The 25,518-nt window shown below is 63.0% G+C and carries 28 protein-coding genes and 1 pseudogene; 8 read left to right on the top strand and 21 right to left on the bottom strand.

Annotation, left to right across the window (positions count from 1 at the left end; all coding sequences use genetic code 11):
* Positions 1-15 precede the first annotated feature (15 nt).
* Positions 16-750, bottom strand: coding sequence for a GntR family transcriptional regulator (locus ABIE53_RS03320; RefSeq protein ID WP_029969675.1), 735 nt, complete (start codon positions 748-750; stop codon positions 16-18).
* 364 nt (positions 751-1,114) lie between these two features.
* On the opposite strand from ABIE53_RS03320, the gene ABIE53_RS03315 reads away from it, so the two are divergent.
* Positions 1,115-2,041 carry a helix-turn-helix domain-containing GNAT family N-acetyltransferase gene (locus ABIE53_RS03315; protein WP_192700003.1) on the top strand — a complete coding sequence of 309 codons (927 nt, stop codon included), beginning with the start codon at positions 1,115-1,117 and terminating at the stop codon, positions 2,039-2,041.
* A gap of 6 nt (positions 2,042-2,047) precedes the next feature.
* Here ABIE53_RS03315 and ABIE53_RS03310 read toward each other — a convergent pair whose 3' ends face one another.
* The gene (locus ABIE53_RS03310) at positions 2,048-2,860 is read right to left on the bottom strand and encodes a MetQ/NlpA family ABC transporter substrate-binding protein (RefSeq protein WP_006048057.1); all 813 of its coding nucleotides are present in this window, start codon (positions 2,858-2,860) and stop codon (positions 2,048-2,050) included.
* Between the two features lie 286 nt (positions 2,861-3,146).
* Here ABIE53_RS03310 and ABIE53_RS03305 point away from each other — a divergent pair, with 286 nt between their 5' ends.
* The gene (locus tag ABIE53_RS03305; protein ID WP_006048058.1) at positions 3,147-3,437 is read left to right on the top strand and encodes a YciI family protein; all 291 of its coding nucleotides are present in this window, start codon (positions 3,147-3,149) and stop codon (positions 3,435-3,437) included.
* A 54-nt stretch (positions 3,438-3,491) separates the two neighbouring features.
* On the opposite strand, the gene ABIE53_RS03300 is transcribed toward ABIE53_RS03305, so the two are convergent.
* The 5 genes from ABIE53_RS03300 to ABIE53_RS03280 form a co-directional block, all read right to left on the bottom strand.
* Entirely contained in the window at positions 3,492-4,109 is a 618-nt protein-coding gene (locus ABIE53_RS03300) for an SCO family protein (RefSeq protein ID WP_006048059.1), read from the bottom strand.
* A gap of 6 nt (positions 4,110-4,115) precedes the next feature.
* Positions 4,116-5,021, bottom strand: coding sequence for a heme o synthase (gene cyoE, locus ABIE53_RS03295; protein WP_006048060.1), 906 nt, complete (start codon positions 5,019-5,021; stop codon positions 4,116-4,118).
* A 6-nt stretch (positions 5,022-5,027) separates the two neighbouring features.
* Entirely contained in the window at positions 5,028-6,137 is a 1,110-nt protein-coding gene (locus ABIE53_RS03290) for a COX15/CtaA family protein (protein WP_006048061.1), read from the bottom strand.
* 22 nt (positions 6,138-6,159) lie between these two features.
* Complete coding sequence (locus ABIE53_RS03285) at positions 6,160-6,888, bottom strand: SCO family protein (RefSeq protein WP_107710504.1); 729 nt, start codon at positions 6,886-6,888, stop codon at positions 6,160-6,162.
* Positions 6,889-6,957: 69 nt separating this feature from the next.
* The gene (locus ABIE53_RS03280; protein WP_006048063.1) at positions 6,958-7,674 is read right to left on the bottom strand and encodes an SURF1 family protein; all 717 of its coding nucleotides are present in this window, start codon (positions 7,672-7,674) and stop codon (positions 6,958-6,960) included.
* A gap of 111 nt (positions 7,675-7,785) precedes the next feature.
* On the opposite strand from ABIE53_RS03280, the gene ABIE53_RS03275 reads away from it, so the two are divergent.
* A complete protein-coding gene (locus ABIE53_RS03275; RefSeq protein WP_006048064.1) occupies positions 7,786-7,995 on the top strand; it encodes a twin transmembrane helix small protein in 210 nt (69 codons plus the stop codon).
* A gap of 190 nt (positions 7,996-8,185) precedes the next feature.
* Here ABIE53_RS03275 and ABIE53_RS03270 read toward each other — a convergent pair whose 3' ends face one another.
* The 8 genes and pseudogenes from ABIE53_RS03270 to ABIE53_RS03235 all read right to left on the bottom strand — a co-directional run bounded on the left by ABIE53_RS03270 (position 8,186) and on the right by ABIE53_RS03235 (position 15,518).
* Positions 8,186-9,043 carry a cytochrome c oxidase subunit 3 gene (locus tag ABIE53_RS03270; protein ID WP_006048065.1) on the bottom strand — a complete coding sequence of 286 codons (858 nt, stop codon included), beginning with the start codon at positions 9,041-9,043 and terminating at the stop codon, positions 8,186-8,188.
* Between the two features lie 151 nt (positions 9,044-9,194).
* A complete protein-coding gene (locus tag ABIE53_RS03265) occupies positions 9,195-9,404 on the bottom strand; it encodes a DUF2970 domain-containing protein (protein WP_013587014.1) in 210 nt (69 codons plus the stop codon).
* Between the two features lie 54 nt (positions 9,405-9,458).
* Positions 9,459-10,073 (bottom strand): cytochrome c oxidase assembly protein, encoded by a 615-nt coding sequence (locus ABIE53_RS03260; RefSeq protein WP_006048067.1) that lies wholly within the window; start codon positions 10,071-10,073, stop codon positions 9,459-9,461.
* Positions 10,074-10,114: 41 nt separating this feature from the next.
* A complete protein-coding gene (locus tag ABIE53_RS03255; protein ID WP_006048068.1) occupies positions 10,115-10,249 on the bottom strand; it encodes a cytochrome oxidase small assembly protein in 135 nt (44 codons plus the stop codon).
* Positions 10,250-10,402: 153 nt separating this feature from the next.
* Positions 10,403-12,016, bottom strand: a complete 1,614-nt coding sequence (gene ctaD / locus ABIE53_RS03250; protein WP_006048069.1) for a cytochrome c oxidase subunit I — start codon at positions 12,014-12,016, stop codon at positions 10,403-10,405.
* Between the two features lie 43 nt (positions 12,017-12,059).
* Positions 12,060-13,718: a cytochrome c oxidase subunit II gene (gene coxB, locus ABIE53_RS03245; protein ID WP_107710508.1), complete on the bottom strand. Its 1,659-nt coding sequence runs from the start codon at positions 13,716-13,718 to the stop codon at positions 12,060-12,062.
* An 80-nt stretch (positions 13,719-13,798) separates the two neighbouring features.
* Positions 13,799-14,272 carry a DUF2244 domain-containing protein gene (locus tag ABIE53_RS03240; RefSeq protein ID WP_006048071.1) on the bottom strand — a complete coding sequence of 158 codons (474 nt, stop codon included), beginning with the start codon at positions 14,270-14,272 and terminating at the stop codon, positions 13,799-13,801.
* Between the two features lie 279 nt (positions 14,273-14,551).
* A pseudogene (locus ABIE53_RS03235) lies at positions 14,552-15,518 on the bottom strand (methyltransferase domain-containing protein).
* Positions 15,519-15,601: 83 nt separating this feature from the next.
* On the opposite strand from ABIE53_RS03235, the gene ABIE53_RS03230 reads away from it, so the two are divergent.
* Complete coding sequence (locus ABIE53_RS03230; RefSeq protein WP_114155759.1) at positions 15,602-16,387, top strand: ComF family protein; 786 nt, start codon at positions 15,602-15,604, stop codon at positions 16,385-16,387.
* 18 nt (positions 16,388-16,405) lie between these two features.
* Positions 16,406-16,876 carry a tRNA (uridine(34)/cytosine(34)/5-carboxymethylaminomethyluridine(34)-2'-O)-methyltransferase TrmL gene (gene trmL, locus ABIE53_RS03225; protein ID WP_114155758.1) on the top strand — a complete coding sequence of 157 codons (471 nt, stop codon included), beginning with the start codon at positions 16,406-16,408 and terminating at the stop codon, positions 16,874-16,876.
* Here trmL and ABIE53_RS03220 read toward each other — a convergent pair.
* The 5 genes from ABIE53_RS03220 to ABIE53_RS03200 form a co-directional block, all read right to left on the bottom strand.
* Positions 16,849-17,397, bottom strand: a complete 549-nt coding sequence (locus ABIE53_RS03220; protein ID WP_029969656.1) for an O-acetyl-ADP-ribose deacetylase — start codon at positions 17,395-17,397, stop codon at positions 16,849-16,851. The genes trmL and ABIE53_RS03220 overlap by 28 nt on opposite strands.
* A 140-nt stretch (positions 17,398-17,537) precedes the next feature.
* Positions 17,538-18,536 (bottom strand): NAD(P)H-dependent glycerol-3-phosphate dehydrogenase, encoded by a 999-nt coding sequence (locus ABIE53_RS03215; protein WP_114155757.1) that lies wholly within the window; start codon positions 18,534-18,536, stop codon positions 17,538-17,540.
* 21 nt (positions 18,537-18,557) lie between these two features.
* Complete coding sequence (gene secB / locus ABIE53_RS03210) at positions 18,558-19,028, bottom strand: protein-export chaperone SecB (protein WP_114155756.1); 471 nt, start codon at positions 19,026-19,028, stop codon at positions 18,558-18,560.
* A gap of 154 nt (positions 19,029-19,182) precedes the next feature.
* Positions 19,183-19,443, bottom strand: a complete 261-nt coding sequence (gene grxC, locus ABIE53_RS03205) for a glutaredoxin 3 (RefSeq protein ID WP_006048078.1) — start codon at positions 19,441-19,443, stop codon at positions 19,183-19,185.
* Entirely contained in the window at positions 19,440-19,865 is a 426-nt protein-coding gene (locus tag ABIE53_RS03200) for a rhodanese-like domain-containing protein (RefSeq protein WP_029969654.1), read from the bottom strand. Before ABIE53_RS03200 ends, grxC begins: the two co-directional genes overlap by 4 nt.
* A gap of 137 nt (positions 19,866-20,002) precedes the next feature.
* Between ABIE53_RS03200 and gpmA the strand changes: the two genes are divergently transcribed.
* The 3 genes from gpmA (at position 20,003) to ABIE53_RS03185 (ending at position 23,478) form a co-directional block, all read left to right on the top strand.
* A complete protein-coding gene (gene gpmA, locus ABIE53_RS03195) occupies positions 20,003-20,749 on the top strand; it encodes a 2,3-diphosphoglycerate-dependent phosphoglycerate mutase (RefSeq protein WP_006048080.1) in 747 nt (248 codons plus the stop codon).
* A gap of 329 nt (positions 20,750-21,078) precedes the next feature.
* Entirely contained in the window at positions 21,079-22,656 is a 1,578-nt protein-coding gene (locus tag ABIE53_RS03190; RefSeq protein WP_006048081.1) for a S41 family peptidase, read from the top strand.
* A gap of 63 nt (positions 22,657-22,719) precedes the next feature.
* The gene (locus ABIE53_RS03185) at positions 22,720-23,478 is read left to right on the top strand and encodes a HesA/MoeB/ThiF family protein (RefSeq protein WP_114156664.1); all 759 of its coding nucleotides are present in this window, start codon (positions 22,720-22,722) and stop codon (positions 23,476-23,478) included.
* A gap of 84 nt (positions 23,479-23,562) precedes the next feature.
* Here the strand turns inward: ABIE53_RS03185 and ptsP are convergent, their stop codons facing one another.
* Positions 23,563-25,311, bottom strand: a complete 1,749-nt coding sequence (ptsP, locus tag ABIE53_RS03180) for a phosphoenolpyruvate--protein phosphotransferase (RefSeq protein ID WP_053857456.1) — start codon at positions 25,309-25,311, stop codon at positions 23,563-23,565.
* Positions 25,312-25,518 lie beyond the last annotated feature (207 nt).

Here is a 25,518-nt window from a genome sequence, read left to right as displayed (position 1 = left end):
GGTCGGCGGCGCCGCTTAGGTCCGCAGTTCAGCGACGAAGTCGTAGTAGTCGTCGCGGCAATAGGTGTCGGTCAATTCGATTGCGCGCTGGTCGGCGCTGTAACCGATACGGGTAATGACCAGCAGCGCCGAGCGCGGTTCGATGTCCATGAGTGAAGCGATCTCGCTCGAAGCGTTGACCGCGCGAAAGTGCTGCAACGCGCGCACGACTGCCGCGCCGCGTTGCTCGAGATAGCTATAAAGCGAGACGCCGATGGCGAGCGGATCGGGAACGATTGCAACCGGCAGCGCCGAATGTTCGACCGCCATCACGATGCCGTCGGCGCGGCGCAAGCGACGCAGGCTGGCGACCGCGGCGCCCGGCGACAAGCCCAGGTGCACCAGCTCCTCGCGATTGGCGGCGCGAATATCGCGCTCGAGCCAGACGGAGTCGGGACGAAAGCCGCGCTGCTGCATCTTCTTCGTGAAACCGGTGAGCCTGGACAGCGGGTCTTCGACGCGTGGCGTGATGAAGCTGCCCGCACCACGCGCCCGCCGGATCAGACCTTGCTCGACCAGCAGTTCGATTGCCTTGCGCGCGGTGATGCGCGACACGCCGATTGCGTCCGACAGCGTGCGCTCCGAAGGCAGCGCCTCGCCCGCGGACCACACGCCGCAGTGGATCGCCGTCGCCAGATTGCGCGCGAGCTGCAAGTACAGCGGCGTGACGTTGCGAGCGTCAGGCATGAGTGCGGACCAGCGAGTTTCCATGGCGCTCCGGCGGCCTTCGACCAGGTTCGGCCTGCAAAAATGAGAGCCCATTATATAACCAACATAATACCAGTCAACGGACTGGTTATAAGCCGGTACGTTCTGGCGCGAAGCCTTGCCGCATAAGCGTTGGCGGCGGTCAACGCGCGCTCACGGCCCCTTTCTACGCCCCAGGATTTACCCGTATTCGAGTCGTTTGCGACGCGCAAATGACCAGTTGCAGACCAATTGCGCGGGCACGCGCGCCGCAGCTTCATACCGCCTTGATACCAGTCGATTCCCGCCTGCCGGACACGCGGCTTTGTTAATGAGGGCGCGTTCCAATATAGTGATAGCGAACGCATAAAAATCCGGAGATCAGCATTTGACCGATTCCGAGGCGCTGCGGCGGGCTCAGGCAGTCCGCCGCTTCAATCGCTTTTACACGCGGCTTATCGGCGCTCTGCACGAGCATCTGGCTCACAGCACTTTCTCGCTGACCGAGGTGCGCGTCCTGCACGAGCTGTCGCGCGGGCGCGAGCAAACCGCGTCGGTACTTGGCCGCGCGCTTGGACTGGACAGCGGTTATCTGAGCCGTCTGCTGACCAATTTCGAACGACGCAATCTCATCACGCGACGGCCGTCCGAGACCGACGCGCGTCAGTCGCTGATCGCGTTGACGGATAACGGCCACGCTGCGTACGCGCCGCTCGACGCCGCCGCGAGCCAGGAAGTGCTCGACCTGCTGGGCCGGCTCACCGCGGGCTCGCAGGAGCAGTTGATTGCCGCGATGAACATCGTCGAAAGGCTGCTTGGCGACAAGCCTCGGCCGGACACGGTGGAATTGCGTGCGCCGCGCCCCGGCGAATGCGGGTGGCTCGTGCATCGGCAGGCGCAGTGGTTCGCCGCGCAATACGGTTGGGACGAATCGTTCGAGGGACTGCTCGCGCGCGTGGTCGCCGACTACACGCAGCGCAACGATACGGTTCGCGAACGGTGCATCGTCGCCGATCAGCACGGCATGGTGGCGGGTGCGGTGTGCGTCGTCGCGGTATCGACGACGGTAGCGGGCCTGCGGCTCTTATGGGTCGAACCGGACCTGCAACGCCTCGGCATCGGCACGCGGTTGATCGCCGAAGCGACGCGCTTCGCGCGGCGTGCCGGCTATACGAGATTGACGCTGACCACGGCCAGCGCTTTGGAGGAACCGCGGCGCCTGTGCGAGCGCACCGGTTTCGAACTGGTCAGCGCGGCGCCGGAGCGCCGTTTCGGCAAGGACCTGATCGTCGAGCGCTGGGAGCTCGGGTTATAGGCCGCGTCAGAACGACGGCACCACCGAACCCTTGAACTGCGTCTTGATGAACTGGCGCACGTCTTCCGATTGATACGCGGCAACCAGCTTCTTCACCCACGGCTTGTCCTTGTCCTGCGTGCGCACGGCGATCAGGTTCGCGTACGGGCTGTGAACGTCCTCGAGCGCGATCGCGTCCTTGGTCGGCTGCAGGCCCGCGGCCAGCGCGAAGTTGGTGTTGATCGCGGCCGCGTCGACATCGGCGAGCGAGCGCGGCAATTGCGCGGCATCCAGTTCGACCAGCTTGATCTTCTTCGGATTCTCCGCGACGTCGAGCGCCGTCGCGTTGTTGCCGTTCGTGCCCGCGCCGGCCTTCAGCTTGATCACGCCTTGCGCTTGCAAAAGCAGCAGCGCGCGGTTCTCGTTCGACGGGTCGTTCGGCACCGCGACCTTCGCGCCTTGCTGCAAGTCCTTCACCGACTTCAGCTTCTTCGAATAGATGCCGAGCGGCGAGATATACGTGAGACCCGCGCTGACGATCTTGTAGCCGCGCTGCTTGATCTGGCTGTCGAGATACGGCTGATGCTGGAAGCTGTTGGCGTCGAGATCGCCGGCGTCGAGCGCGGCGTTCGGCTGCACGTAGTCGTTGAATTCGACGACCTTCACGTTCAGCCCTTCACGCTTGGCGACCTTGGTGACGACTTCCCAGATCTGCGCATCGGGGCCGCTGATCGTGCCGACCTTGATGGCTTTGTCGTCGGCGTGCGCGCCGAAGCTGGCGACGATCGCCGCGCCGGCGACTACTGCGGAGAGGGCTTTGATGATAATTCTGCGCTGCATGTCATTCTCTCTGTTTCTGGTCGAGTCCATTTGCAAGGGACTCGGGTGATAGCCGAAGACAGACGCTGACGACACGCGCGTCACCGCGCAATGAAGGGCGTCGCCGGCTGGACCGTAAATCGTCTCATATGCGCTGCAAGATGGGAAATACCGCAATCGCATATGAGTATGCAGCGCGCGGCTCGCGGTTCACGGTTCGCGGCGAAAGGTCACGCCGTGACGGATAATCTGGAACGTTGCCGCGAGTGTGCGCGGCATGTTCATTTGCGTGTGAGGACGCCTATCCATGTATGTCATCAACCTGATCTACACCGCTTCGCTCGAACGGATCGACGACGCGCTCGAAGCGCATCGCGCCTTTCTCGCGGAGCAATTCGAAGCAGGCGTATTCGTGGCTGCGGGGCCGAAAGTGCCGCGCGACGGCGGGATCATTCTGGCGGTACGTATCGAGCGCGAGAAGCTGGATGCGATCCTTGCGACCGATCCGTTCGCCGTGCAAATGCTCGCGCGTTATGAGGTGACGGAGTTCAAGACCACGCGGCTCGCGCCGGGATTGAATCTGCCGATGCCGGCTTGAGGTTGTCGCGGGTTGGTGTGGTCGCTACGTGGTTTCGACGCGGGTTTCGCTGCATCAATCCAGCAGCAGCTTGATGTCGTGCACCCAGGGCGCGGCGCCCTGGCCGTCGCGTGCGAAAAGGCGCAGCTTGCCGTCGGTGTCGAACACATAGCTCGCCGCGGTATGGTCCATCGTGTAGCTGTCTGGCGTCTTGCCCGGCACCTTCGCGTAGTAGATGCGGAAGTCTTTGGTCACCTTCTTGACCTGTGCGTCGTCGGCGGGACGCAGACCGACGAAGCTCGGATTGAACGCCGGCACGTATTGCCCGAGCAACGCGGCAGTGTCGCGCTCGGGATCGACGGTGACGAACAGCACTTGCACACGCTTGGCATCGTCGGGACCGAGTTGCTGCAGCGCTTGCGAGAGTTCGGCCATCGTGGTCGGGCAAACGTCCGGGCAATGCGTATAGCCGAAGAACAGCACGACCACCTTGCCCTTGTAATCCGCCATCGTGCGAATCTTGCCGGACGTGTCGGGCAGCGAGAAGTTGCTGCCGAATTGCGTATTGCCCGTAATGTCGAGATTCTGGAATGCCGGCTGCTCTTTGCCGCAGCCCGCGACAAACAACGCGCCGCCGAGCGCGCAGGCGATCACAGCAGCACGCGCGGCGCGCGCGAAGCGGATATTGAGCATGGGTTATTACACGCCGATCAGGACGCGCACATAGTGGTCGACCAGCAGCGCGGCGAACAGCAGCGACAGATAGACGATCGAATAACGGAAGGTTCGGCGCGCCAGATCGTCCGAATACTCGAGATAGATCTTCCACGCGTAGGCGAGAAACAACGCGCCGAGCAGCACGGCCGCGGCAAGGTACACCACGCCGCTCATGCCGGAGATGAACGGCATCATCGTGACGGCGAACAGGATCACCGTGTAAAGCAGAATGTGCAGCCGCGTGTACTTCTCGCCGTGAGTGTTCGGCAGCATCGGCAGGCCGGCATTTTCGTAATCTTTGCGGCGATACAGCGCGAGCGCCCAGAAGTGCGGCGGCGTCCACACGAAAATGATCAGCACGAGAATCCACGCGTCGCCCGGTACATGGCCGGTGACCGCAGCCCAGCCGAGCGCGGGCGGCATGGCGCCCGACGCGCCGCCGATCACGATGTTCTGCGGCGTGGCCGGCTTCAGCAGCAGCGTATAGATGACCGCATAGCCGACGAACGTGGCAACCGTGAGCCACATGGTGAGCGGATTGGCGAACGTGTAGAGCGTCCACATGCCGAGGCCGCCGAGCACGGCCGAGAACAGCAGGATCTGCGACGTGGTGATTTCGCCGCGCGCCGACGGACGCCACGACGTGCGCCGCATCTTCGCGTCGATCTTCTGTTCGACGAGGCAATTGATCGCGAACGCCGCGCCGGCCAGCAGCCAGATGCCGACCGTGCCGCCGATCAGGACGGGCCACGGCACCATGCCCGGCGTCGACAGAAACATGCCGATGACGGCGCAGAACACCGCGAGTTGCGTGACGCGCGGCTTGGTGAGCGCGATGTACTGCGACATCCTGCTGCCGGGCGTTTGGGGAAGTGTTGTGCTGTCCATGTGGAGTCACGCTGGCGCGGCATCGTGCGCGGGCAATACGGCACGGCCGGGACGGCTATAAGCGATTCGAAAGTTTAGCATAACGAGCAGGAGCAGCAGGACCGCCGCGCCGCCGTTATGAGCTACCGCGATAGGCAGAGGCCATTGTAGGACGATGTTCGACAATCCCGTGATGAACTGGATCAACACCACCAGCAATACGCCGTTCGCCGGACGCCGCAGCGACTCGAAGCGGCGCAGCTTGAGCGCAAACCACACGAGGTAGGCAATCACCACGAACGCAAACGTGCGATGCGTCCAATGGATTGCCACGAGCGCCTCCTGCGTGATCATGTCGCCGTCGCCCGTCATGCCGAGCGCACGCCACAGATGGAAGCCGTGAGCGAAGTCCATCGGCGGAAGCCATTGGCCGTTGCAGGTCGGGAAATCGGTGCAGGCGAGCACCGCATAGTTCGTGCTGACCCAGCCGCCCAACGCGATCTGCGCGATCAGCAACGCGAGACCCGCTAGCGCCGCCGTGCGCCAGCGCGCGGCTTCGGGCTCGTAGGCGGGCAGCGGCGTTTGGCGCGCGGCGAGCCAGCCGAGCATGCCGAGCAACGCGAGGCCGAGCAGCAGATGCGTCGTCACGATGACCGGCTGCAGTTTCAGCGTAACCGTCCACGCGCCGAACGCGCCTTGCACGAGGATCAGCAGCAGCAGCGACGTCGGCCACCACGGCGACACATGCAGCGGACGGCGCTTGATGCGCGCGACCCACGCGATGACCGTCTGCGCGACGATCAGCACGCCGATGGCCATTGCGAAATAGCGATGGATCATCTCGATCCAGGCCTTCGTCATGCTGACGGGGCCGGTCGGCATCGCCTGATGCGCGGCCGTGATGGCCGCGTGCGCGATAAACGGCGACGACGTGCCGTAGCAGCCCGGCCAGTCCGGACAGCCGAGCCCGGAATCGGTGAGACGCGTGAAGCCGCCGAACATCACGAGGTCGAGCGTGAGGAACGTGGTGAGCCAGACGAGCTTGCGGAATTTGTTGTCGTCGGCCTTGACCCACACGTAGGACAGCGGCAACAACGCGATACACAAACCGATCAGGCCCAATTGCAATACGAACATCTTGATTACCCTGGTTGCGGCATCAGCCGATGCGGGACCACTTGAGCAGCTTGGTCAGGTCGCCCTTGATCTTGCTCGGGTCGGGATCTTTCGGGAAACGCATCATCAGATTGCCGTTCGGATCGACCATATAGAGGTGGTCGGTCACTCGAGTGCCCTTGTCGACGGGCAGCCATGCCGACACTTGCGCCGGATCGGCAATCAGCATGTTGGTGTCGGGATACGCTTTTTGTATCACGTCAGCGACGTTGCCCGCATCCGTGCGCAGCCACACTTCTACTACACGCTCGCGTTCCGGGCCCTGTGCCGCGCGGATTTGCCGCATGAAGTACAGCTTCGTGACGCAGGCTTTGTCGCAGGCGCTGTTGTCGACGGAAACCAGCAGCCAGTGGCCGCGCAGCGTGGCGAGCTTGAGCGGCTTGCCGTCTTCGCCGGTCACGACGAGCGACTCGGGAATCGGCCGTTGCGGTTCGACGAGCGTGCCGTAGCTCGTCGAACCGCCCGTCGGCTTGACGACGTAGTACATGAAGTACGAGATGGCGATCGGCGCGCCGCAGACGATGGCCAGCAGCAGCAGCATCCAGCGGCCGCGCTGCCACGAGCCGCGGCCATTCGGTTGGCCGGGCATTGGTTTCGCTGCAGCGCGTTGGGCGGCGGCGGGGCTCGCGTTGCCAGGTTTCGCGTTGGACTGTCCGTTGGATTTGCCGCCGGATTTGCCGGTCTCGGGCGAACGGGGAGATTGCGTCGACACTACGTGACCTCTTTCAATGATTGTGCGGCTCGCGTCGAACTCACATGGAACGACACGAAACACGCTGCGTCACACGCCGGGCGCGTGCTCTTTTCTGGCGGCGCGGCGCGCGGCGTAAAGGCCGAAGGCCACCGCCGCCGCCGCCATGCCCCACCACTGGAACATGTAGCCGTAATTGCGCTCCACGCCGCTGGTCGGAGCCGGCCAGTCGCGCACGAGCTTGTCGCCGTCGTCGCTCAATTGCTGGATCACGAACGGCTGCAAAGGCAGTCCGGTTTCAGCGGCGTAAGCGGCGATATCCAGGTTCTGGCGAATCGGCTGATGCGCGGCCGAACCGCCCTGCCCGAGTTCGTAAGCACGCGACGCATCGGCGCGCGCTATGCCTTCGATCTCGATCTCACCCTGCGGCGTGACGTACGGCGCGATCGTCTCGCGATTGCTCATATTGCGCGGCAACCATCCGCGATTGATCAGCACATAACCGCCGTCCGCGAGTTTAAAAGGCATCACGACGTAAAAGCCCGGCTGATCGTTATACGGACGATTGTCCAGGTACACGACCTTGTCCGCGACAAACGTGCCGCGCGCCTTCACGCGATGAAATTCGATGTCCTTCAATGCCACCGGCGCGCGGGTCACGGGTTGAGCGGGCGCGTTTTCGAACTGCGTGATGCGCGCCTCGAGCGCTTCTTTCTGATGCGCGCGGTCGCGCTGCCAGAAGCCGAGCCGCATAGTGACCGCGACCACCAGCAGGATCAATAACGCGGGCACGAGCCGGAATTTCATCGACGATACTCCCTGCCTGCATTGAGCGCCGCGGGGAACGCAGGGCAAACGCCGACGCGCGGTGAGATAATAAACGTCTCGCCTTTGCGCTTTTCCGTTTCAGCAGATTCCATGCACATTCTCGTTCCCATTGCCTTCGCACTGATCATCGCCAGCATGGTGTCGGCGCTGTACTTCATGATGCATGACAAGGGCAAAACCAAGCGGATGGTCTGGTCGCTCGCCACGCGAGTCGGACTATCGATCTCGCTGTTCCTCTTCATCCTGTTTGCTTACTGGATGGGCTGGATTCACTCGACGGGCATTCCGTACGGGCGCTGAATCTGGCAAGAGGTTTTACTGCTCTAAACAAAACGCCGCCCTGACAGGGTCGAGGGCGGCGCTGCATCAAACCGGTATGCCTGCTTCTGCGTACTGCTGATTGCGTACAGCCTGAGCGCCCGCCGAAAAACACGTTGGGCAACAGCCCGCGCAGTTCCGGCAAGCGCCGGCCCGCGCGGACAGTTCAGCCTTACAGCCAGTACACGACAACGTACAGTCCGAGCCAGACCACGTCCACGAAGTGCCAGTACCAGGCCGCGCCTTCGAACGCGAAGTGGTGCTCCGCCGTGAAGTGACCGCGGATCATGCGCGCCAGCACGACCGCCAGCATCGTGCCGCCGAGGAACACGTGGAAACCGTGGAAGCCGGTCAGCAGGAAGAACGTCGAGCCATACACGCCCGAAGCCAGCGTCAGGTTCAGTTCGTTGTACGCGTGGAAATATTCGAAGCCCTGCAGGAACAGGAAGCAGACGCCGAGCACGAGCGTGGCCGCCAGCCAGATGATCGCCTTCTTGCGATGATCTTCGCGCAGCGCGTGGTGCGAGACCGTCAGCGTGGCGCCCGACGACAGCAACAGCGCGGTATTGATAGTCGGCACCGGCCACGGCGTCATCGACTTGAAGGTCGACACGAGCGCCGCAGGACCGTTGTTCGGCCACACCGCCGAGAAGTCCGGCCAGATCAGCTTGTAGTCGAGGCTCGACAGTTCATGCAACGCGATGGCGCGTGCGTAGAACAGCGCGCCGAAGAACGCGCCGAAGAACATGACTTCGGAGAAGATGAACCAGCTCATGCTCCAGCGATACGACTTGTCGACGTTCTTGCCGTACATGCCGCCTTCGGACTCGGCAATCGCGTCGCCGAACCAGTGCCACAACGTAAAGAGCAGCCACAGCAGACCGACGACAACTCCGATCGGCGCCAGTTCATGTTCGTTGATCCAGGCCGCCAGCGATCCGAGCATGATCAGCAAGCCAACCGCGGCGGTGATCGGATGCCGCGACGGATGCGGTACGAAATAGTACGGGCTCTCGTTTTGACCGCTCATTCTTGATTCTCCACTTCAGTCCAGTTGTTCCGGAAGCTCCGGCTGTATCTTCGACGGCGCGTGGCTACCGCACCGCTTCACTCTAATTCGTGGGCGCTGCCGCGCCCGGTCCTTCCTGCATCGTCGCACTGCGCGAGTCGCCTCGATGGTCTCAGCCGACCACCGCGCGAACCACCAGAATCAGCACGCCGATGAAAATAGCCGTGCTGATCAGCGCCGCGATAATCACATGCAGCGGGTTCAGTTGCGTCGCGTCGCTTTCAAGATCGCGCCGCTTGCGCACGCCGAAAAACGACCAGAACACCGCCCGCATCGACTGGCCAAAGCTGCTCTTGCGCGGGCCGCCGCTGTTATCGCTCATTGCTGTCTTCCTTCGCCTGGGCCTGCGCCTTGGCCTGGGTTTCGGCCCTTACCATCAGGCGGGATTGGCGGCCGTGGCCCCCGTCTCAGCCGGAAGCGCCGCGCTTCCAACCTTCGCCGTTGCCGGCGTGTTCAACTCGAAAAACGTGTACGACAACGTGATCGTTTTCACATCCTTCGGCAGCTTCGGATCGACGACGAACACCACCGGCATCCGCTTCGTTTCGTTCGCCTTCAACGTTTGCTGCGTAAAGCAAAAACACTCGATCTTCTTGAAGTACTCGGTCGCCTGCTTCGGCGCGTAGCTCGGAATGGCTTGCGCCTGGATCGAGCGCGCCTGTTCGTTGCTCACCTCGTACATCACCGTGGTCACTTCGCCCGGATGCACGTCGAGGCTGCGCTGCTCCGGCTTGAAACCGAGCGGGCCGCGCGCGTTCGCATCCAGTTCGATCGAAATCGTGCGGCTCATGTCGACTTGCGTGTTCTTCGCCTCGCGCACCGTCGCGTCGCGCTGCACCAGGTTGTTGATCCCGGTGATCTGGCAGATCGCGCGGTACATGGGCACCAGCGCAAAACCAAAGCCGAACATCATCAACGCGACGACGAACAGCTTGATCAGCATCGAACGGTTAAAAGAGCGATCGGCCTGAGCCGGCGGCTGCGTCGACATCTCAATCCTTAACAAACCTGCAAACCAGAGTTACCGCCTGGTCAGGAAAACCAGCCCTGATTGATGATGACGGCGGTGAAAAAAACCGCTGCGATGGCAAGCAGCACGAGACCTAACCGCCTGTTGCTCGCGCGAATCTGCTCCGGGGTACGTCTTTCCTGTGGATTGCGCGTCATGCTCGAGTTTCTGAATACCTTGCTGCTGCTTTTGTCACCGCGGTTGCCGCGATCACCGCGATCACCGCGGTCACCGCTTCGGCGGCTGTCCGGTTCCGATGACGGCACAACCATCATGCCGCCGCCGGAACCGGCCGTCTCGCCCGACGCCGATTACTCGACGGTCGGCGGGTGTTCGAACGTGTGGAACGGAGCCGGGCTCGGCACAGTCCATTCGAGGCCCGTTGCGCCGTCCCACGGCTTGTCGGCCGCTTTTTCGTGCTCGCCGCCGCCGCGATACGCCGGCAGCGCGACCGCGAACAGGAAGTAGACCTGTGCGAGACCAAAGCCGAATGCGCCGATCGAGATGACCTGGTTCCAGTCGGTGAACTGCGCCGGGTAGTCGGCATAACGACGCGGCATGCCGGCGAGACCCACGAAGTGCATCGGCAGGAACGCGAGGTTGAAGAAGAACATCGACGCCCAGAAGTGGATCTTGCCGCGCGTCTCGTTGTACATCCAGCCGGTCCACTTCGGCGCCCAGTAGTACCAGCCCGAGAACAGCGCGAACAGCGAACCCGCCACCAGCACGTAGTGGAAGTGCGCCACCACGAAGTAAGTGCCGTGGTACTGGATGTCGAGCGGCGCCATTGCCAGCATCAGGCCGGACAGACCGCCGAACGTGAACACCAGCAGGAAGCCGACTGCGAACAGCATGGGCGTTTCGAACGACAGCGAACCGCGCCACATCGTCGCAACCCAGTTGAACACCTTCACGCCGGTCGGCACTGCGATCAGCATCGTGGCGTACATGAAGAAGAGCTGACCCGTAACCGGCATGCCGGTTGCGAACATGTGGTGCGCCCAGACCATGAACGACAGAATCGCGATCGACGACGTTGCGTACACCATCGAGCTATAGCCGAACAGCGGCTTGCGCGAGAACGCCGGGATCACCTGCGACACGATGCCGAACGCCGGCAAGATCATGATGTACACCTCGGGGTGCCCGAAGAACCAGAAGATGTGCTGGTACATGACCGGGTCGCCGCCGCCTGCCGCATTGAAGAACGACGTGCCGAAGTGGCGATCGAACAGCACCATGGTGATCGCGCCTGCCAGAACCGGCATCACGGCGATCAGCAGATACGCGGTGATCAGCCAGGTCCAGACGAACATCGGCATCTTCATCAGCGTGAGGCCCGGTGCGCGCATGTTCAGGATCGTCACGACGATGTTGATCCCGCCCATGATCGACGAAGCACCCATCAGGTGGACCGCGAAAATCGCGAAGTCCATGCCCGGGCCCATCTGCGTGGAGAGCGGCGCGTACAGCGTCCAGCCCGCGGCGGTCGCGCCGCCCGGCGAGAAGAACGAACCGACCAGCAGAACAGCCGCGACCGGCAGAAGCCAGAAGCTGAAGTTGTTCATGCGGGCGAAAGCCATGTCCGATGCGCCGATCTGCAGCGGCACCATCCAGTTTGCGAAGCCGACGAAGGCCGGCATGATCGCGCCGAACACCATGATCAGGCCGTGCATGGTGGTCAACTGGTTGAAGAACTCGGGACGCATGATCTGCAGACCCGGTTCGAACAGTTCGGCACGGATCATCAGCGCCATCACGCCCCCGGAGAGGAACATGGTGAACGAGAAGATCAGGTACAGCGTACCGATGTCCTTGTGGTTGGTTGCGAACAGCCAACGACGCCAGCCGTGCGGCGTTTCGTGGGCATGGTCGCCGTGCACGTGCTCGTGGCCCGCGACTACATCGTGTCCGATGCTAGACATGACAATCTCCTAAAGCGAATACTGCGGTGCGATCATGAACACGTCAGGCAGCCGGACTTGCAGCCGCACTAATTTCAACACGTCGGGCTTCTTTCGCGTCGCCGCCGCCCGTGATCGTTTCCGGCTTTTTCAAAATGATATGGTCTTCGGCGATGCCGGCTGCTTTCAACGCGTCGCGCACGGCTTCGGCGCGGCTCTTGGCGAGCTTCGCGTTGGTGTCGGCGGAACCGGATGCGTCGGTGAAGCCCGACAGCGTGAACTTCGCGTCCGGATGCGCTTTGGCATACGCCGAGGCTGCCTCGACTGCCGCTTTCGCGTCGGCCGGCAGCGTGCTCTTGCCGGTATCGAAGTAGACGCTGGCGGGTAGCGCAGCTTGCGATGCGCCCGCGCTTTCCGAACCCGCTGAAGCTGCCTGTGCACCCGCCGCTTGCGCACCCGATGCTTCCGAAGCCGCGGCGCCCGAAGCAGCAGCGCCGCTTGCGGCCGCGCCTGCGTCGGCCAGATGGTTGCCGCCTTCGGGCAGCTTGCCGTTGCGGGCGTCCGCGACCTGCTTCGGCTGGAGAATGTCGCCGGTGTGGTTGCCCCACGAGTTACGCTCGAATGTGACGACCGATGCGATCTCCACGTCGTTCAGCGTAGGCGCCCACGAAGGCATGGCGTTCTTGCCCTTCAGCACGATGCTGACGTGCTCGGCGATCGCGCCGTTGGCAACCTTGCTGCCGTCGAGCGCGGGAAACGCGCCCGCGCCCTTGCCCGTCGGCTGATGGCAGACCGCGCAGTTCGCCGCGTAGACCTTGCCGCCGCGTTCCATCAGTTCCGCCATGGTGTACGTCTTGTTCGGATCGTCCTGACCCGCGGCCATTTTCTTCTTCTGCGCGTCGACCCACTTCGCGTAGTCGTCGGTGGAGAGCACTTCGACGACGACCGGCATGAACGCGTGTTCCTTGCCGCACAGTTCGGTACAGAAGCCGCGGAACGTGCCGACCTTCTCGGCCTTGAACCACGTGTCGCGCACGAAGCCCGGAATCGCGTCCTGCTTCACGCCGAAAGCCGGCACGTACCAGGAGTGGACCACGTCGTTCGCGGTGGTGATGATGCGAATTTTCTTGCCGACCGGCACGACGAGCGGATTGTCGACTTCCTGCAGATACGTAGTGGAAATCGGCTGACGCCCGTCGGTTTCCGAACGCGGCGTGGCGAGCGTGGAGAGGAAGCTGATGCCCTCGCCCGGACCCTTCACGTAGTCGTAGCCCCACTTCCACTGGTAGCCGGTGACCTTGATGGTGACGTCGGCATTGGTCGTGTCCTTCATCGCGACGACCGTCTTGGTGGCCGGCAGCGCCATCAACACGACGATGATGAACGGCACGATCGTCCAGATGATTTCGACGGTGGTGCTTTCGTGGAAATTCGAAGCCTTATGTCCTTTCGACTTGCGGTGAGCGAAGATCGAATAGAACATCACAGCGAACACGCCGATGAAAATCACCGTGCACAGAATCAGCATTAGCGTGTGGAGGCTGTAGAGCTCCTCAGCGATTTTCGTCGCAGGCGGCTGGAGATTGATCTCGTTGACGGCGGGGCCGCCCGGAACATCGCCCACTGCCAGGGCGGCACCGGCGAAAAGCAGTCCGCTCATCGCCAGCACGCCCATGAGCGCTCGCTTGATTGTTTTCATAGCTTCCTTACCCAAAATTTCCATTCAAACCTTCGACCCCGCCGGCCCGCTCGCCCCGATCACCCGCTGCTCCGCTGCGGCGAACGCCGCATGCCCCGACGCGACTAACAACGCGCGAGCCATCTGCGCAATTCGCCGGCAAACTGCGCGCGCCGGTGCTGCGCGAGGTGCTGCCCGATCATGATCGTCTCGCCGCGCGAGACCAGTCTGATCTGATCACGCGGTGTTGCGCCAGCCTCGATCCGCACCCAGCGCGGATTGAACTCGAACTGCGTGACCTGCTCGGCGCTCACCTGTTCGATCACGAGCCGGTTGGGAAACAGCCGGATGCGTTCGTAATCGACAGCATGACGCGCATAGATGGCAAACGCGACGCCCACCGCCAGCAATTCGATACCGGTGAACGGCAACACCAGCCAGGCGCCGACCAGAACCAGCATGAAAGCAATTGCCAACGAGAACAACGCAAGCGACACGTAGAAACATACGAACTGCCGCGGCGACATGGAACAGTTGCGCTTCATCGTCCAGTCTTTAAGGACTGGTTCCGAATCCGCCAGCAGATCAGATGCTTCCATCGCTGCCTCCTGCCGATCGTCCCAAAGGCCCGCTATCGACCTCTATTGACCATTACCGCACCAACCAGTCTTGCTGCCCTGTGCCTCGGGCCTGCCGCCCCAAATGTGGGAACTCCGGGCGACAAACTGACGCATTATAGGCGCGATCCATAGCATCCACAAGCAAGCCCCGGCTGCCTCACAAGCCAGGCGCGACAAGCCTCCGCGCCGTTTTGCCGCACGTTTTGCGCGTGTCTGGAAACGGTAATTTCAGACATAACAGATGTCCTCTTTACCGCTTCAGCGATTCCTTGACGAGCCTCGTCCAATGTCCTCGATTCGCACGATGCCATGCCCTTCGGCCGTCGTGCGCGGCACCGCTTTCCATGCGTGTCCGTAGATCACCTCGAAGGTCAGCGCGATCGTGCCGTCGCCGCGCCGGCGCGCTTCGAGCGCCGCCAGCAATGCCTTGTGCAACCGCCGTGCCGCCGCACCCGACGACGCTTCGCGCTCGAACGGATACGCGCCCCAACGGCGCACGTCCGCGAGCAGCGAGTCGGGTGACTTATAGGTGATTGTGATAGTTTCCTGGTCCATCACGGGAATCTCGAAACCGCTTTCGACCAGCATGTCGCCAAGATCATGCATGTCGACGAAGTCGATCACGTGCTTGCGCGAGCCGACGCCATGCGCCGCTTCGACTTCGGCATAGGCGCCGCGCAACTCCTTCAGCGTGTCGGGGCCGAGCGTGCTGAACATCAGCAGGCCGTTCACCTTCAAGACGCGCTGCCATTCCGGAAAGACGAGATCCGGGCGCGAGTGCCAGTGAAGCGCGAGATTGGACCAGATGAATTCGAACGCGCCCGCCGCGAACGGCAGCGCGGCAAAGTCGGCTTGCGCGAAACGCGGACCGCGCGCGCCGAGCGCCTTGCCGAGCGTGGCCGGCAAGAAGCGCCGCCAACTGGTATCGCCGGAATCGTGGCGCAGCGCGCGCGTGAGCATGCCGCGCGACAGGTCCGTGCCGAACACCGGCGCTTCGAGGAAAGCGCTCGCGCAATGCGGGGATGTCCTCGCCTGCACCGCAACCCGCGTCGAGCACGGCCGCCGGCGCGACCTTGATGTAATCGAGACGCTCGCGCATGCGCTGCGAAATTTCGCGCGGAAGGAAGGCGACGTCGTCGAAAGTCGCTGCGCGGCGGTCGAAAATCCGCCGCAGGCGCCGGGAGTCATAGGCCGGACGGCCAGATTGAGGGGGCGTTGGGGACATGGGTGTCGTGCTGGCGTGGAGCCCGAAGTATACTCGTTCGCTTCCTTCGATTCAGCGCCAAAGGCCTTTGCGGCCGCCCATGCATGCCATTCCGAGCCCGTTTTCCGTCTTCACGAAGCCCCTTCACGCGATTCGCGCGCGGCTTCCGCTCGGCGTGGCCGCATGCGATGCAGGCGATACTGCCTAACGCATGCGCGTTATGCGGCAATTTGTCGCATAACGCGCTGTGCGGCTTTTGCGACGAATCCTATTGGAATGAAGGCGCTTTGCGATGCTGCGTTTGCGCGGTTCCGTTGCCTGTCACATATCGGGGGCGTCGAGCGTCATATTGCTGTGGAGATTGCATCGCCGAAAAGCCGCCGTTCGACGCCACCTTCGCGCTCGCCGACTATCGTGCGCCGCTCGACACGCTCGCCGTCGGCCTCAAGTTTCGTGCGCAGTTGGTGCTTGCGCGGGAATTCGCGCGGCGCCTCGCGCTTCTCGCGCACGATGCCTGGCAAGATCCGTCGGAGTGGCCCGACGTGATCGCTCCCGTGCCGCTTGCGGGCCGGCGTCTTCGAAAGCGCGGCTATAACCAGGCATGGCAAATCGCGAAACCACTGGCTCGCGCGTTGCATGTGCCGCACGACGCGACGCTGCTGCGCCGCGTGATCGACACGGCGCCACAGTCGCGGCTTGACCTCGATGCGCGCCGAATGAACGTCGGGCGCGCATTCGAAGTTGCCGGCAACGTGCAAGGGCTGCACGTCGGAATCGTCGACGATGTCATGACGACCGGCGCAACACTGGAAGCGCTGGCTCGCACACTGAAAGCAGCGGGCGCGCGGCGCGTCACCAACTTCGTCGCGCTGCGCACACCGAAAAACTAGTCCCTACCTGGTCACCTTATGTTCAATGTCGTTCTCGTCGAACCGGAAATTCCGCCGAACACCGGCAACGTCATCCGCCTGTGTGCGAACACCGGCGCACGTCTGCATCTGATCGAGCCGCTCGGCTTTCCGCTCGACGACGCCAAGCTGCGCCGCGCCGGCCTCGACTATCACGAGTACGCGCAAATGAACGTGCACGCCGATTGGGCCGCGTTTGTCGCGAAGGAATCGCCTGATGCCTCGCGCATGTTCGCGTTCACCACGCGCGGCTCGGGCCGCTTTCACGAGCACGCGTTTCAGGAGGGCGACTGGTTTGTGTTCGGCGCGGAAACGCGCGGCCTGCCCGACTCGGTGCTCGGGAAATTCGCCGGCGAGCAGCGCGTGCGCCTGCCGATGCGTCCCGGCAACCGCAGCCTGAATCTGTCTAATACGGTGGCAATCGTAGTGTTCGAAGCGTGGCGTCAAATGGGATTCGAAGGCGGCGCCTGACGGCTTTTCAATTCGGACTGATAGCGCTCGAACATCGCGTCGTCGAAGCAGGCGAAGATCACGCTGCGCAGTTGCGGCATGCGCGGCAGATTTTCCAGTACGGTGTCGACCGCAATGCGGACTGCCTGATCGGCGGGAAAACGGTAGATGCCGCAACTGATCGCGGGGAACGCAATGCTCGCGCAATTCGCCTCGCGCGCCACTTCGAGCGAGCGCTGATAGCACGACGCGAGCAAGTCGGCCTCGCCGTGCGTGCCGCCCCGCCATACGGGGCCCACCGCGTGGATCACATAGCGCGCGGGCAAACGGTAGCCGCGCGTGAGTTTCGCGTCGCCGGTTGCGCAGCCGCCGAGTGCTTCGCATTCGCGCAGCAATTCGTTGCCGGCCGCGCGGTGGATCGCGCCATCCACACCGCCGCCGCCGAGCAACGAAGTATTGGCTGCGTTGACAATGGCATCCACGTCAAGCGTGGTGATGTCGGCCACGCGGGCTTCAAGCGTGCAACGATCGATACTGAGCATGTGAACCTCGCTGATCCGAAGCGTCGATAGACAGTGGACAGCGAGAGCAGACAGCCGTTCAGCGTTTTTTACACACCGAACGGCCGATTGAAACGGCTCAAGGAAGAACCGCAAGACGGCTCGCTTCGGCTTATTCCAGCTTATTCAGCCTTGGAATCGCGCCGCAACAGAGCGCTGACGGCGTCGCGGGGCGCCACGCCGTCGAACAGCACGGCGCAGACGGCCTGTGTGATCGGCATTTCAATCGCATGAGCGCGTGCGATCGCGAGAACCGCTTGCGCGCAGCGCACGCCTTCGGCCACATGCCCGAGGCCGCCGAGAATATCGGCCAGCGAGCGGCCTGCGGCGAGTTGCACACCCACCGTGCGGTTGCGCGACAGATCGCCGGTCGCGGTCAGAATCAGATCGCCAAGACCGGTCAAGCCGGTGAACGTCTCCGCCCGTCCGCCCAACGTCACGCCGAGGCGCGACATTTCGGCGAGACCCCGCGTGATCAACGCGGCGCGCGCGTTCAGGCCGAGACCGAGGCCGTCCGCGATACCCGTCGCGATAGCCAGCACGTTCTTCACCGCGCCGCCTACTTCGACGCCGACAACATCGTCGCCGGTATAAATGCGCATCGCGCCGTGATGAAACGCGGCGACCGTGCGTTCGCGGCACGCCGCCGAAGCACTTGCGATAGTCAGCGCGACCGGCAAGCCCTGGCCCACTTCGCGCGCGAAGCTCGGCCCCGACAGCACGCCGTTGCTGCCGTGTTCCGGCAATTCGGCCGCGACGACCTGGTGCGGCAGCAACTGCGAGTCGGCCTCGAAGCCTTTGCAAAGCCACACGACATGCGCCGGCACTTTGCCGGCATCGCGCATCGACTGGATGAGACTGCGCAGTCCGGCGACGGGCGTCGCGACGACGCATAACGCGTCGTCGGCGAGCGCATGGTCGAGCGCTGCGTTGAGATCCGCTTCGTAGCGAAGCGCCGCAGGCAAAGCAACGCCCGCCAGATAGCGGGCGTTTTCATGCGAAGCGGCGAGATCCGTAACGAGCGCAGGCTCGCGCGCCCACAGCACCGTGTCGTGCCGAACGGCCAGATGGCCGGCGAGGGCTGTGCCCCACGCGCCGGCTCCGAGGACAGCAACCTTCATAGCCGGCACTGCCTGGGACACTTAATGCGTGACGCCGTTTTGCGCCGCGCCGTTCTCGCCGCCCATCTGCGCGAGGCGTTGCTCGTACAGCGCCTGGAAGTTGATTTCGGCGAGGTGGATCGGCGGGAAGCCGGCGCGCGTGATCGCGTCCGCGATGTTCGAACGCAGATACGGGAACAGGATCGTCGGGCATGCAATGCCGACGAGCGGATCGACCTGCTCAGCCGGAATATTGCGGATGTCGAAAATGCCCGCTTGCTTCGCTTCGATCAGGAACGCAACCTTGTCCGCGACCTTGGCCGTAACGGTGCCCGTCACGAGGATTTCGAAGACGGTGTCGGCGAGACGCTCGGCCTTCACGTCGACTTCCACTTCCACCGACGGCATATCCTGCTCGAGGAAAATGCCGGGCGAATTCGGCTGCTCGATCGACATGTCCTTCAGATAGATGCGCTGGATGTTGAAGAACGGCTGGTTATTCTCGTCGGACATGATGGTGTGATTCCCTGATAGATATGCGTAGCGGCGGCCCCTGAGTCTCAAGGGCCGCCAGATAGTTGCGGCGCGCCGTCCGCCCCTTTCAGGAGCAACGATGCGCCGGCTTGTGTTTCACCCGCCGACACGCGCGCGCAACAGGCGCGCGAATTCAGGCGGCTTCGAGCAGAGGCGTCAGACCGCCCGCGCGATCCAGCGCGGAAAGGTCGTCGTACCCGCCGACATGCTTCTCGCCGATGAACACCTGCGGCACCGTGCGACGACCGGTCCTGGTCATCATTTCCTCACGACGGGCCGGGTCCTTGTCGATCAGTACTTTTTCGATATTCTCGACGCCGCGCGACTTTAAAAGACGTTCGGCCATCTGGCAATACGGGCACACCTGCGTGCTGTACATGATCACTTTGTTCACTTGGCTACTCCTTGTTTCACAACCGGCATGCCGGCTTTCTGCCAGGCGTCGACGCCGCCTTCCAGAACGTGGACTTCCGCATATCCTGCGTCCTGCACGATACGCGCTGCCTTGTTCGACTGCTGGCCGGTCTGGCAGACCAGCAGCACGGGGTTGTTCTTATTCTTCACCAGTTGCGCGACCTTTGCTTGCAACTCGGCGAATTCGAGGTGCCGCGCCGCGGGCAAATGACCCTTGGCGAAGTCGGCCGACGGACGCAGGTCGATAACGGCCGCGTTGCGCCGGTTGATCAGTTGCGTGGCTTCGGCGGCCGACAGGCCACCGCGGCCGCGCCGGCTGATGGTCGGCCACAGCAGCAACCCACCGGAGATGAGGACGATCGCGATCAGGACAAGGTTTGTGTAATCAGTGAAAAACTTCACGGAAAATCCGCCGAAAAAGAGAGAAATCGGAAAGGGCAATCCGCCCATTATAAAATAAGCGTCTGACGCGATGGCGGCGCTCCTCGGCGGGCGCTTCGCAGCGCTTTACCGCTTCCTCACTACCGACCGGCAATCTTATGTACAAACTCGTTCTCATCCGCCACGGCGAATCGACGTGGAACAAGGAAAACCGCTTCACGGGCTGGGTCGACGTCGACCTGACCGAACAGGGCAACCGTGAAGCGCAGCAGGCGGGCGTGCTGCTGAAGGAAAACGGCTATACGTTCGACATCGCGTACACGTCGGTGCTCAAGCGCGCCGTTCGCACGCTGTGGCACGTGCAGGATCAGATGGATCAGATGTATATCCCCGTCGTCCATTCGTGGCGTCTGAACGAGCGCCACTACGGCGCGCTGTCGGGTCTGAACAAGGCCGAAACCGCAGCCAAGTTCGGCGACGAACAGGTGCTGGTCTGGCGCCGCAGCTACGACACGCCGCCGCCGGCGCTCGAGCCGACCGACGAGCGCGCGCCGTACAACGACCCGCGCTACGCGAAGGTGCCGCGCGAGCAACTGCCTCTCACCGAGTGTCTGAAAGACACGGTCGCGCGCGTGCTGCCGCTGTGGAACGAGTCGATCGCGCCGGCCATCAAGTCGGGCCGCAAGGTGCTGATCGCCGCGCACGGCAACTCGATCCGCGCGCTCGTGAAGTACCTCGACAACATTTCGGACGACGACATCGTCGGGCTGAATATTCCGAACGGCGTGCCGCTCGTCTATGAACTCGATGAAAACCTGAAGCCTATCAAGCACTACTATCTGGGCGACCAGGAAGCGATCGCGAAGGCGCAGGCGGCCGTCGCGAAGCAAGGCAAAGCCGGCTAAGGTTGGCCGGCATGGCGTGCTCATTGGCCGCCACTCTTTGTTAAAGAAGGTGACGAGAAACGCAGCAGCACGTCGCCAGCGGACCGCGCCGACCGGCAAGACGTACCGGTCAGCGTGGTCCGTTTGTTTTGAGCGCGCCATTCTGGCCGCCGTCTTCCGTTACGGCACATTACTTCGCAGCCGCGCGCACATTGCGCCGAACCCGGCACGCATCCCGCTGTCGAATCACGATTGCCTGCCCCGCGCCCTCTGTTGGCGGGTGTGCAGTTATACTTGTCCGTCCCCATCTCTATCGACGCTGCCACGCGCTTCCGACCGCAACAGACTCTATGCGAAAGAACCTGAAAAATATCGGCCTGATCGCCGCGGGCCTTGCTACCGGTGTATTTGCCACCCTGCAACTTTCCGCTTCGGCGCAGCAGCCCGCCAGCGCCGCCGCCGCGCCCTTGCCGCTGGACCAGCTCAGGCTCTTTGCCGAAGTGTTCGGTCAGATCAAGCACGAATACGTCGAACCCGTCGACGATAAAAAGCTCCTCACCGCCGCGATCAAGGGCATGGTGTCGAGCCTCGACCCGCATTCGTCCTACCTCGACAAGACCGATTACGAGGAACTGCAGGAGCAGACCAAAGGTCGCTTCGCGGGCCTCGGCATCGAAATCTCGTCGGAAGACGGCCTGATTAAAGTCATTTCGCCGATCGAAGACACGCCCGCGTTCCGCGCCGGCATTCGTCCGGGCGACCTGATCACGCGCATCAACGACAAGCCGGTGCGCGGCATGACGCTCGACCAGGCCGTCAAGCAGATGCGCGGCGAGCCGGGCACGAAGGTCACGCTCACCATCTTCCGCAAGACCGACGACCGCACGTTCCCGCTCACCGTGACGCGCGCCGTCATCAAGGTGCAGTCGGTGAAGATGAAGATTCTTGCGCCGGGCTACGCGTACGTGCGTATCACGAGCTTCCAGGAACGCACCACGCCTGACCTCGCGGCGAAGCTGCAGGACATCGCGCGTCAGCAGCCGAACCTGAAGGGCCTCGTGCTCGACCTGCGCAACAACGGCGGCGGTCTGCTGCAAAGCGCGGTCGGCGTCGCCGGCGCGTTCCTGCCGCCGAACTCCGTCGTGGTGTCCACCAACGGACAGATTCCGGATTCGAAGCAGGTCTATCGCGACACTTACGACAACTACCGTCTGCAATCTTTCGACAGCGATCCGCTGAAGGACGAAGCGCCGATCTTCAAGACGGTGCCGATGGTCGTGCTGACCAACGCGTATTCGGCGTCGGCCTCGGAGATCGTCGCGGGTGCGTTGCAGGATCAGCATCGCGCGTTGATCGTCGGCAAGACGACCTTCGGCAAGGGCTCGGTGCAGACCGTGCGCCCCATGACCGCCGACACCGCATTGCGTCTGACCACGGCGTATTACTACACGCCGAGCGGCCGCTCGATCCAGAACAAGGGCATCCGTCCTGACATCGCGGTGGATCAATACGCGGAAGGCGATCCGGACGACGCACTCGTCACACGCGAAGTCGACTACTCGAACCACCTTGCCAACACGCAAGATCCGAACGAGAAGAAGGAAGCCGAGAAGCGCGAGCAGGATCGCATGGACCAGTTGCGTCAGCTCGAAGAGCAGAACGATAAGAAGACGCCGGAACAGCGTCAGAAAGATCGTGAGCGCAAGCCGGTCGAATTCGGTTCCGCCGACGACTTCATGCTGACGCAGGCGCTGAACAAGCTCGAAGGCAAGCCGGTGCAGGAGTCGAAGTCGGTGACCGAACGGCGTCTCGCGCAGAACAAGCCGGCTACGTCGGCGTCCGCGCCGGTTGCTGTGAAGCCCACGCAACCGGTGCCCGGCGCGTCGGGTCCGGCTCCGGCGTCGGCTCCGGCCACGCAAGGCAAGTAGTCGCGCAAGCAACCTCCTGTGTCTTCGCGGTCAATGCGCCGCGAAGACACGCCGGCTCCCGCCATGAACGACGATCAACTCCTTCGCTATTCCCGCCACATTCTCGTCGACGAAATCGGCATCGAGGCGCAGCAGCGTTTTCTCGATGCGCACGCGATCATCGTCGGCGCGGGCGGGCTGGGTTCGCCTGCCGCGATGTACCTCGCGGCGGCGGGCATCGGACGCTTGACGCTGGTCGATGCCGATACGGTCGACCTCACCAATCTGCAACGGCAGATCCTGCATGTGAGCGCGTCGGTCGGACGCAAGAAGGTCGAGTCCGGCCGCGACACGCTCGCGCAGATCAATCCCGAAGTGCATGTGAACGCGGTCGCCGAACGCGTCGACGATGCGTGGCTCGATCGGCAAGTGCCGGGCGCCACGGTCGTGCTCGATTGCACGGACAACTTCGCGACGCGTCATGCGATCAATCGCGCCTGCGTGAAGCACGGCGTGCCGCTCGTGTCGGGCGCGGCGTTGCGCTTCGACGGCCAGATCAGCACATTCGATTTCCGCGACGAAGCATCGCCGTGCTACGCGTGCGTGTTCCCGGAAGACCAGCCGTTCGAAGAAGTTGCGTGTTCCACGATGGGCGTGTTTGCGCCTACGGTCGGCATCATCGGCTCGATGCAGGCGGCCGAAGCGCTGAAGGTGATCGGCGGAATCGGAACGTCGCTCGCCGGGCGGCTGACCATGCTCGATTCGCTGCGAATGGAATGGACCACGATGCGCATTGCGCGTCAGCCGGACTGCCCCGTCTGCGGAAAACGCCACGGCCACTGAGCACGAGCATGAGCGGGACTGCGAGGTAAGCCACAACGACAAACGCCGCACATGTGCGGCGTTTCTCATTGCACCTCTAATCAATCAGGCTTGCGCGACCCGCTTCAGCGCAGCCTGCACCTCTTCCGGTTCAAACGATGCAAGCACATCGGCCACCGGCTTCTCCAGCGTCTTCAGATGCGAGCGCAACACTTCCTGCTTGACCTCGAGCAACTGGCTCGGATGCATCGAAAACTCGGTGAGCCCCATGCCGAGCAATAGACGCGTCAACGTCGGATCGCCGGCCATCTCACCGCAGACCGACACAGGCACGCCCGCCCGCTTCGCCTCGCGCAACGTGAACGCGATCAGATGCAGCACCGCCGGATGCAGCGGGTCGTACAGATGCGCGACCGAATTGTCCGCGCGGTCGATAGCGAGCGTGTACTGGATCAGATCGTTGGTGCCGATCGACAGGAAATCGAGCCGCTTCAGAAAGAGCGGCAGCGCAATCGCGGCGGCCGGAATCTCGATCATCGCGCCGACTTGCACGTTCGGGTTGTACGCGATCCCTGCGTCGTCGAGTTGACGCTTCGCTTCGCGGATCAGGTCGAGCGTCTGATCGATCTCCTGCGCATGCGCGAGCATGGGCACCAGAATCTTCACCGTGCCGAACGCCGATGCACGCAGAATCGCGCGCAATTGCGTGAGGAACATTTGCGGCTCGGACAGGCTCCAGCGAATCGCCCTAAGCCCGAGCGCCGGGTTGGGCGCGGTCTCGTAGCCGTCGCCGCCGCCCATCGAATCGAGCGGCTTGTCGGCGCCCACGTCGATCGTGCGAATCGTGACGGGCAGCCCGTTCATCAACTCGACCGCGCGCCGGTAGGCTTCGAACTGCTCCTCCTCCTCGGGCATGCGGTCTTTGTGATTCATGAACAGGAACTCGGTGCGGAACAGGCCGACGCCGGTCGCGCCCGCATCGAGCGCGGCGCGCGCGTCGTCCGGCAACTCGATGTTCGCGCACAGTTCGATGCGCGTGCCGCACAGCGTCTGCGTCGGCGAAAATTTGAGGCGCTGCAGCTTGCGTTGCTCGAGCGCCTTTTCGCTTTGCCGGTACGAGTATTCCTCCAGCACGATCGGCGCGGGATCGACGATCACAATGCCATGATCGCCGTCGACGATAATCAGGTCGTCCTGACGAATCAGCGCGCTCGCGTGCTGCACGCCGACCGCGGCAGGAATGCCAAGGCTGCGCGCGACGATCGCCGTATGCGACGTGCGGCCGCCGAGATCGGTGACGAAGCCCTGAAACGTTTGCGTTTTGAACTGCATCATGTCGGCCGGCGCGATGTCGTGCGCGACCACGATCATCTCGCTGCAGGCGCCGTGCACGCCGTCCACGAGCGTAGCCGACGCACCCGCCAGCGCCTTGAGCACGCGCTCCACCACTTGCTCGATATCGGCTTTGCGCTCGCGCAGATATTCGTCTTCGATGTCGTCGAAATGACGCGACAGCCGTTCGAGCTGCTCGGTCAGCGCCCACTCCACGTTGTAGCGGCGCGTGCGAATGAGGTCGATGGTTTCCTGAACGAGCATTGCATCGTTCAGGATCATTGAATGAACGTTGATGAACGCGCCCATTTCGCTAGGCGCGTCTGCGGCGAGGTCGGCGCGCAACGCGTCGAGCTCGACATGCACGCGTTGCTGGGCCGTGCGAAAGCGCTCGACCTCGCTCTCGATCTGCGCGGGTTCGATCAGATAGTGGTCTACGTCAAGTGCAGCCGGGGCGATCAGGTAGGCCCGCCCGATGGCGATACCGCGTGACACGGGAATTCCATGCAGCGTGAACGACACGCGCACCTCCTCTAGTTGTGTGATGCCGCGGCAAACCGCTGCAATGCTCTCAGACTCTCGTCGTCATTATAAATTCCGCGCCGCCGCAGACGTACGCGAATGCTGTGTGCAGTGCAGCACGAAAGCGCGTAAGAGCGAGGCATAACGCCCGCGTAGTCATGCGCGTCCGCATATTGTCGCGCGCTAAAAAAAACGCCGCGGAGCGAT

This window comes from Paraburkholderia sp. OAS925 (assembly GCF_040543975.1).
Taxonomy (GTDB): Bacteria; Pseudomonadota; Gammaproteobacteria; order Burkholderiales; family Burkholderiaceae; genus Paraburkholderia; species Paraburkholderia graminis.
This window is presented reverse-complemented; position numbering and strand designations above follow the sequence as displayed.

Excerpts from the sequence above, each read along its gene's own strand:
- ABIE53_RS03220 (WP_029969656.1), bottom strand. The coding sequence starts at position 17,397 with ATGCTCAGTATCGATCGTTGCACGCTTGAAGCCCGCGTGGCCGACATC.
- coxB (WP_107710508.1), bottom strand. The coding sequence starts at position 13,718 with ATGGAAATTTTGGGTAAGGAAGCTATGAAAACAATCAAGCGAGCGCTC.
- cyoE (WP_006048060.1), bottom strand. The coding sequence starts at position 5,021 with ATGGACAGCACAACACTTCCCCAAACGCCCGGCAGCAGGATGTCGCAG.
- ABIE53_RS03265 (WP_013587014.1), bottom strand. The coding sequence starts at position 9,404 with ATGAGCGATAACAGCGGCGGCCCGCGCAAGAGCAGCTTTGGCCAGTCG.
- ABIE53_RS03275 (WP_006048064.1), top strand. The coding sequence starts at position 7,786 with ATGCACATTCTCGTTCCCATTGCCTTCGCACTGATCATCGCCAGCATG.
- ABIE53_RS03260 (WP_006048067.1), bottom strand. The coding sequence starts at position 10,073 with ATGTCGACGCAGCCGCCGGCTCAGGCCGATCGCTCTTTTAACCGTTCG.
- ABIE53_RS03310 (WP_006048057.1), bottom strand. The coding sequence starts at position 2,860 with ATGCAGCGCAGAATTATCATCAAAGCCCTCTCCGCAGTAGTCGCCGGC.
- ABIE53_RS03230 (WP_114155759.1), top strand. The coding sequence starts at position 15,602 with ATGCCATTCCGAGCCCGTTTTCCGTCTTCACGAAGCCCCTTCACGCGA.
- ABIE53_RS03280 (WP_006048063.1), bottom strand. The coding sequence starts at position 7,674 with ATGAAATTCCGGCTCGTGCCCGCGTTATTGATCCTGCTGGTGGTCGCG.
- secB (WP_114155756.1), bottom strand. The coding sequence starts at position 19,028 with ATGTCCGACGAGAATAACCAGCCGTTCTTCAACATCCAGCGCATCTAT.
- ABIE53_RS03320 (WP_029969675.1), bottom strand. The coding sequence starts at position 750 with ATGGAAACTCGCTGGTCCGCACTCATGCCTGACGCTCGCAACGTCACG.
- ABIE53_RS03300 (WP_006048059.1), bottom strand. The coding sequence starts at position 4,109 with ATGCTCAATATCCGCTTCGCGCGCGCCGCGCGTGCTGCTGTGATCGCC.
- trmL (WP_114155758.1), top strand. The coding sequence starts at position 16,406 with ATGTTCAATGTCGTTCTCGTCGAACCGGAAATTCCGCCGAACACCGGC.
- ABIE53_RS03190 (WP_006048081.1), top strand. The coding sequence starts at position 21,079 with ATGCGAAAGAACCTGAAAAATATCGGCCTGATCGCCGCGGGCCTTGCT.
- ABIE53_RS03270 (WP_006048065.1), bottom strand. The coding sequence starts at position 9,043 with ATGAGCGGTCAAAACGAGAGCCCGTACTATTTCGTACCGCATCCGTCG.
- gpmA (WP_006048080.1), top strand. The coding sequence starts at position 20,003 with ATGTACAAACTCGTTCTCATCCGCCACGGCGAATCGACGTGGAACAAG.
- ABIE53_RS03255 (WP_006048068.1), bottom strand. The coding sequence starts at position 10,249 with ATGACGCGCAATCCACAGGAAAGACGTACCCCGGAGCAGATTCGCGCG.
- ctaD (WP_006048069.1), bottom strand. The coding sequence starts at position 12,016 with ATGTCTAGCATCGGACACGATGTAGTCGCGGGCCACGAGCACGTGCAC.
- ABIE53_RS03215 (WP_114155757.1), bottom strand. The coding sequence starts at position 18,536 with ATGAAGGTTGCTGTCCTCGGAGCCGGCGCGTGGGGCACAGCCCTCGCC.
- ABIE53_RS03305 (WP_006048058.1), top strand. The coding sequence starts at position 3,147 with ATGTATGTCATCAACCTGATCTACACCGCTTCGCTCGAACGGATCGAC.
- ABIE53_RS03290 (WP_006048061.1), bottom strand. The coding sequence starts at position 6,137 with ATGTTCGTATTGCAATTGGGCCTGATCGGTTTGTGTATCGCGTTGTTG.
- ABIE53_RS03240 (WP_006048071.1), bottom strand. The coding sequence starts at position 14,272 with ATGGAAGCATCTGATCTGCTGGCGGATTCGGAACCAGTCCTTAAAGAC.
- ABIE53_RS03185 (WP_114156664.1), top strand. The coding sequence starts at position 22,720 with ATGAACGACGATCAACTCCTTCGCTATTCCCGCCACATTCTCGTCGAC.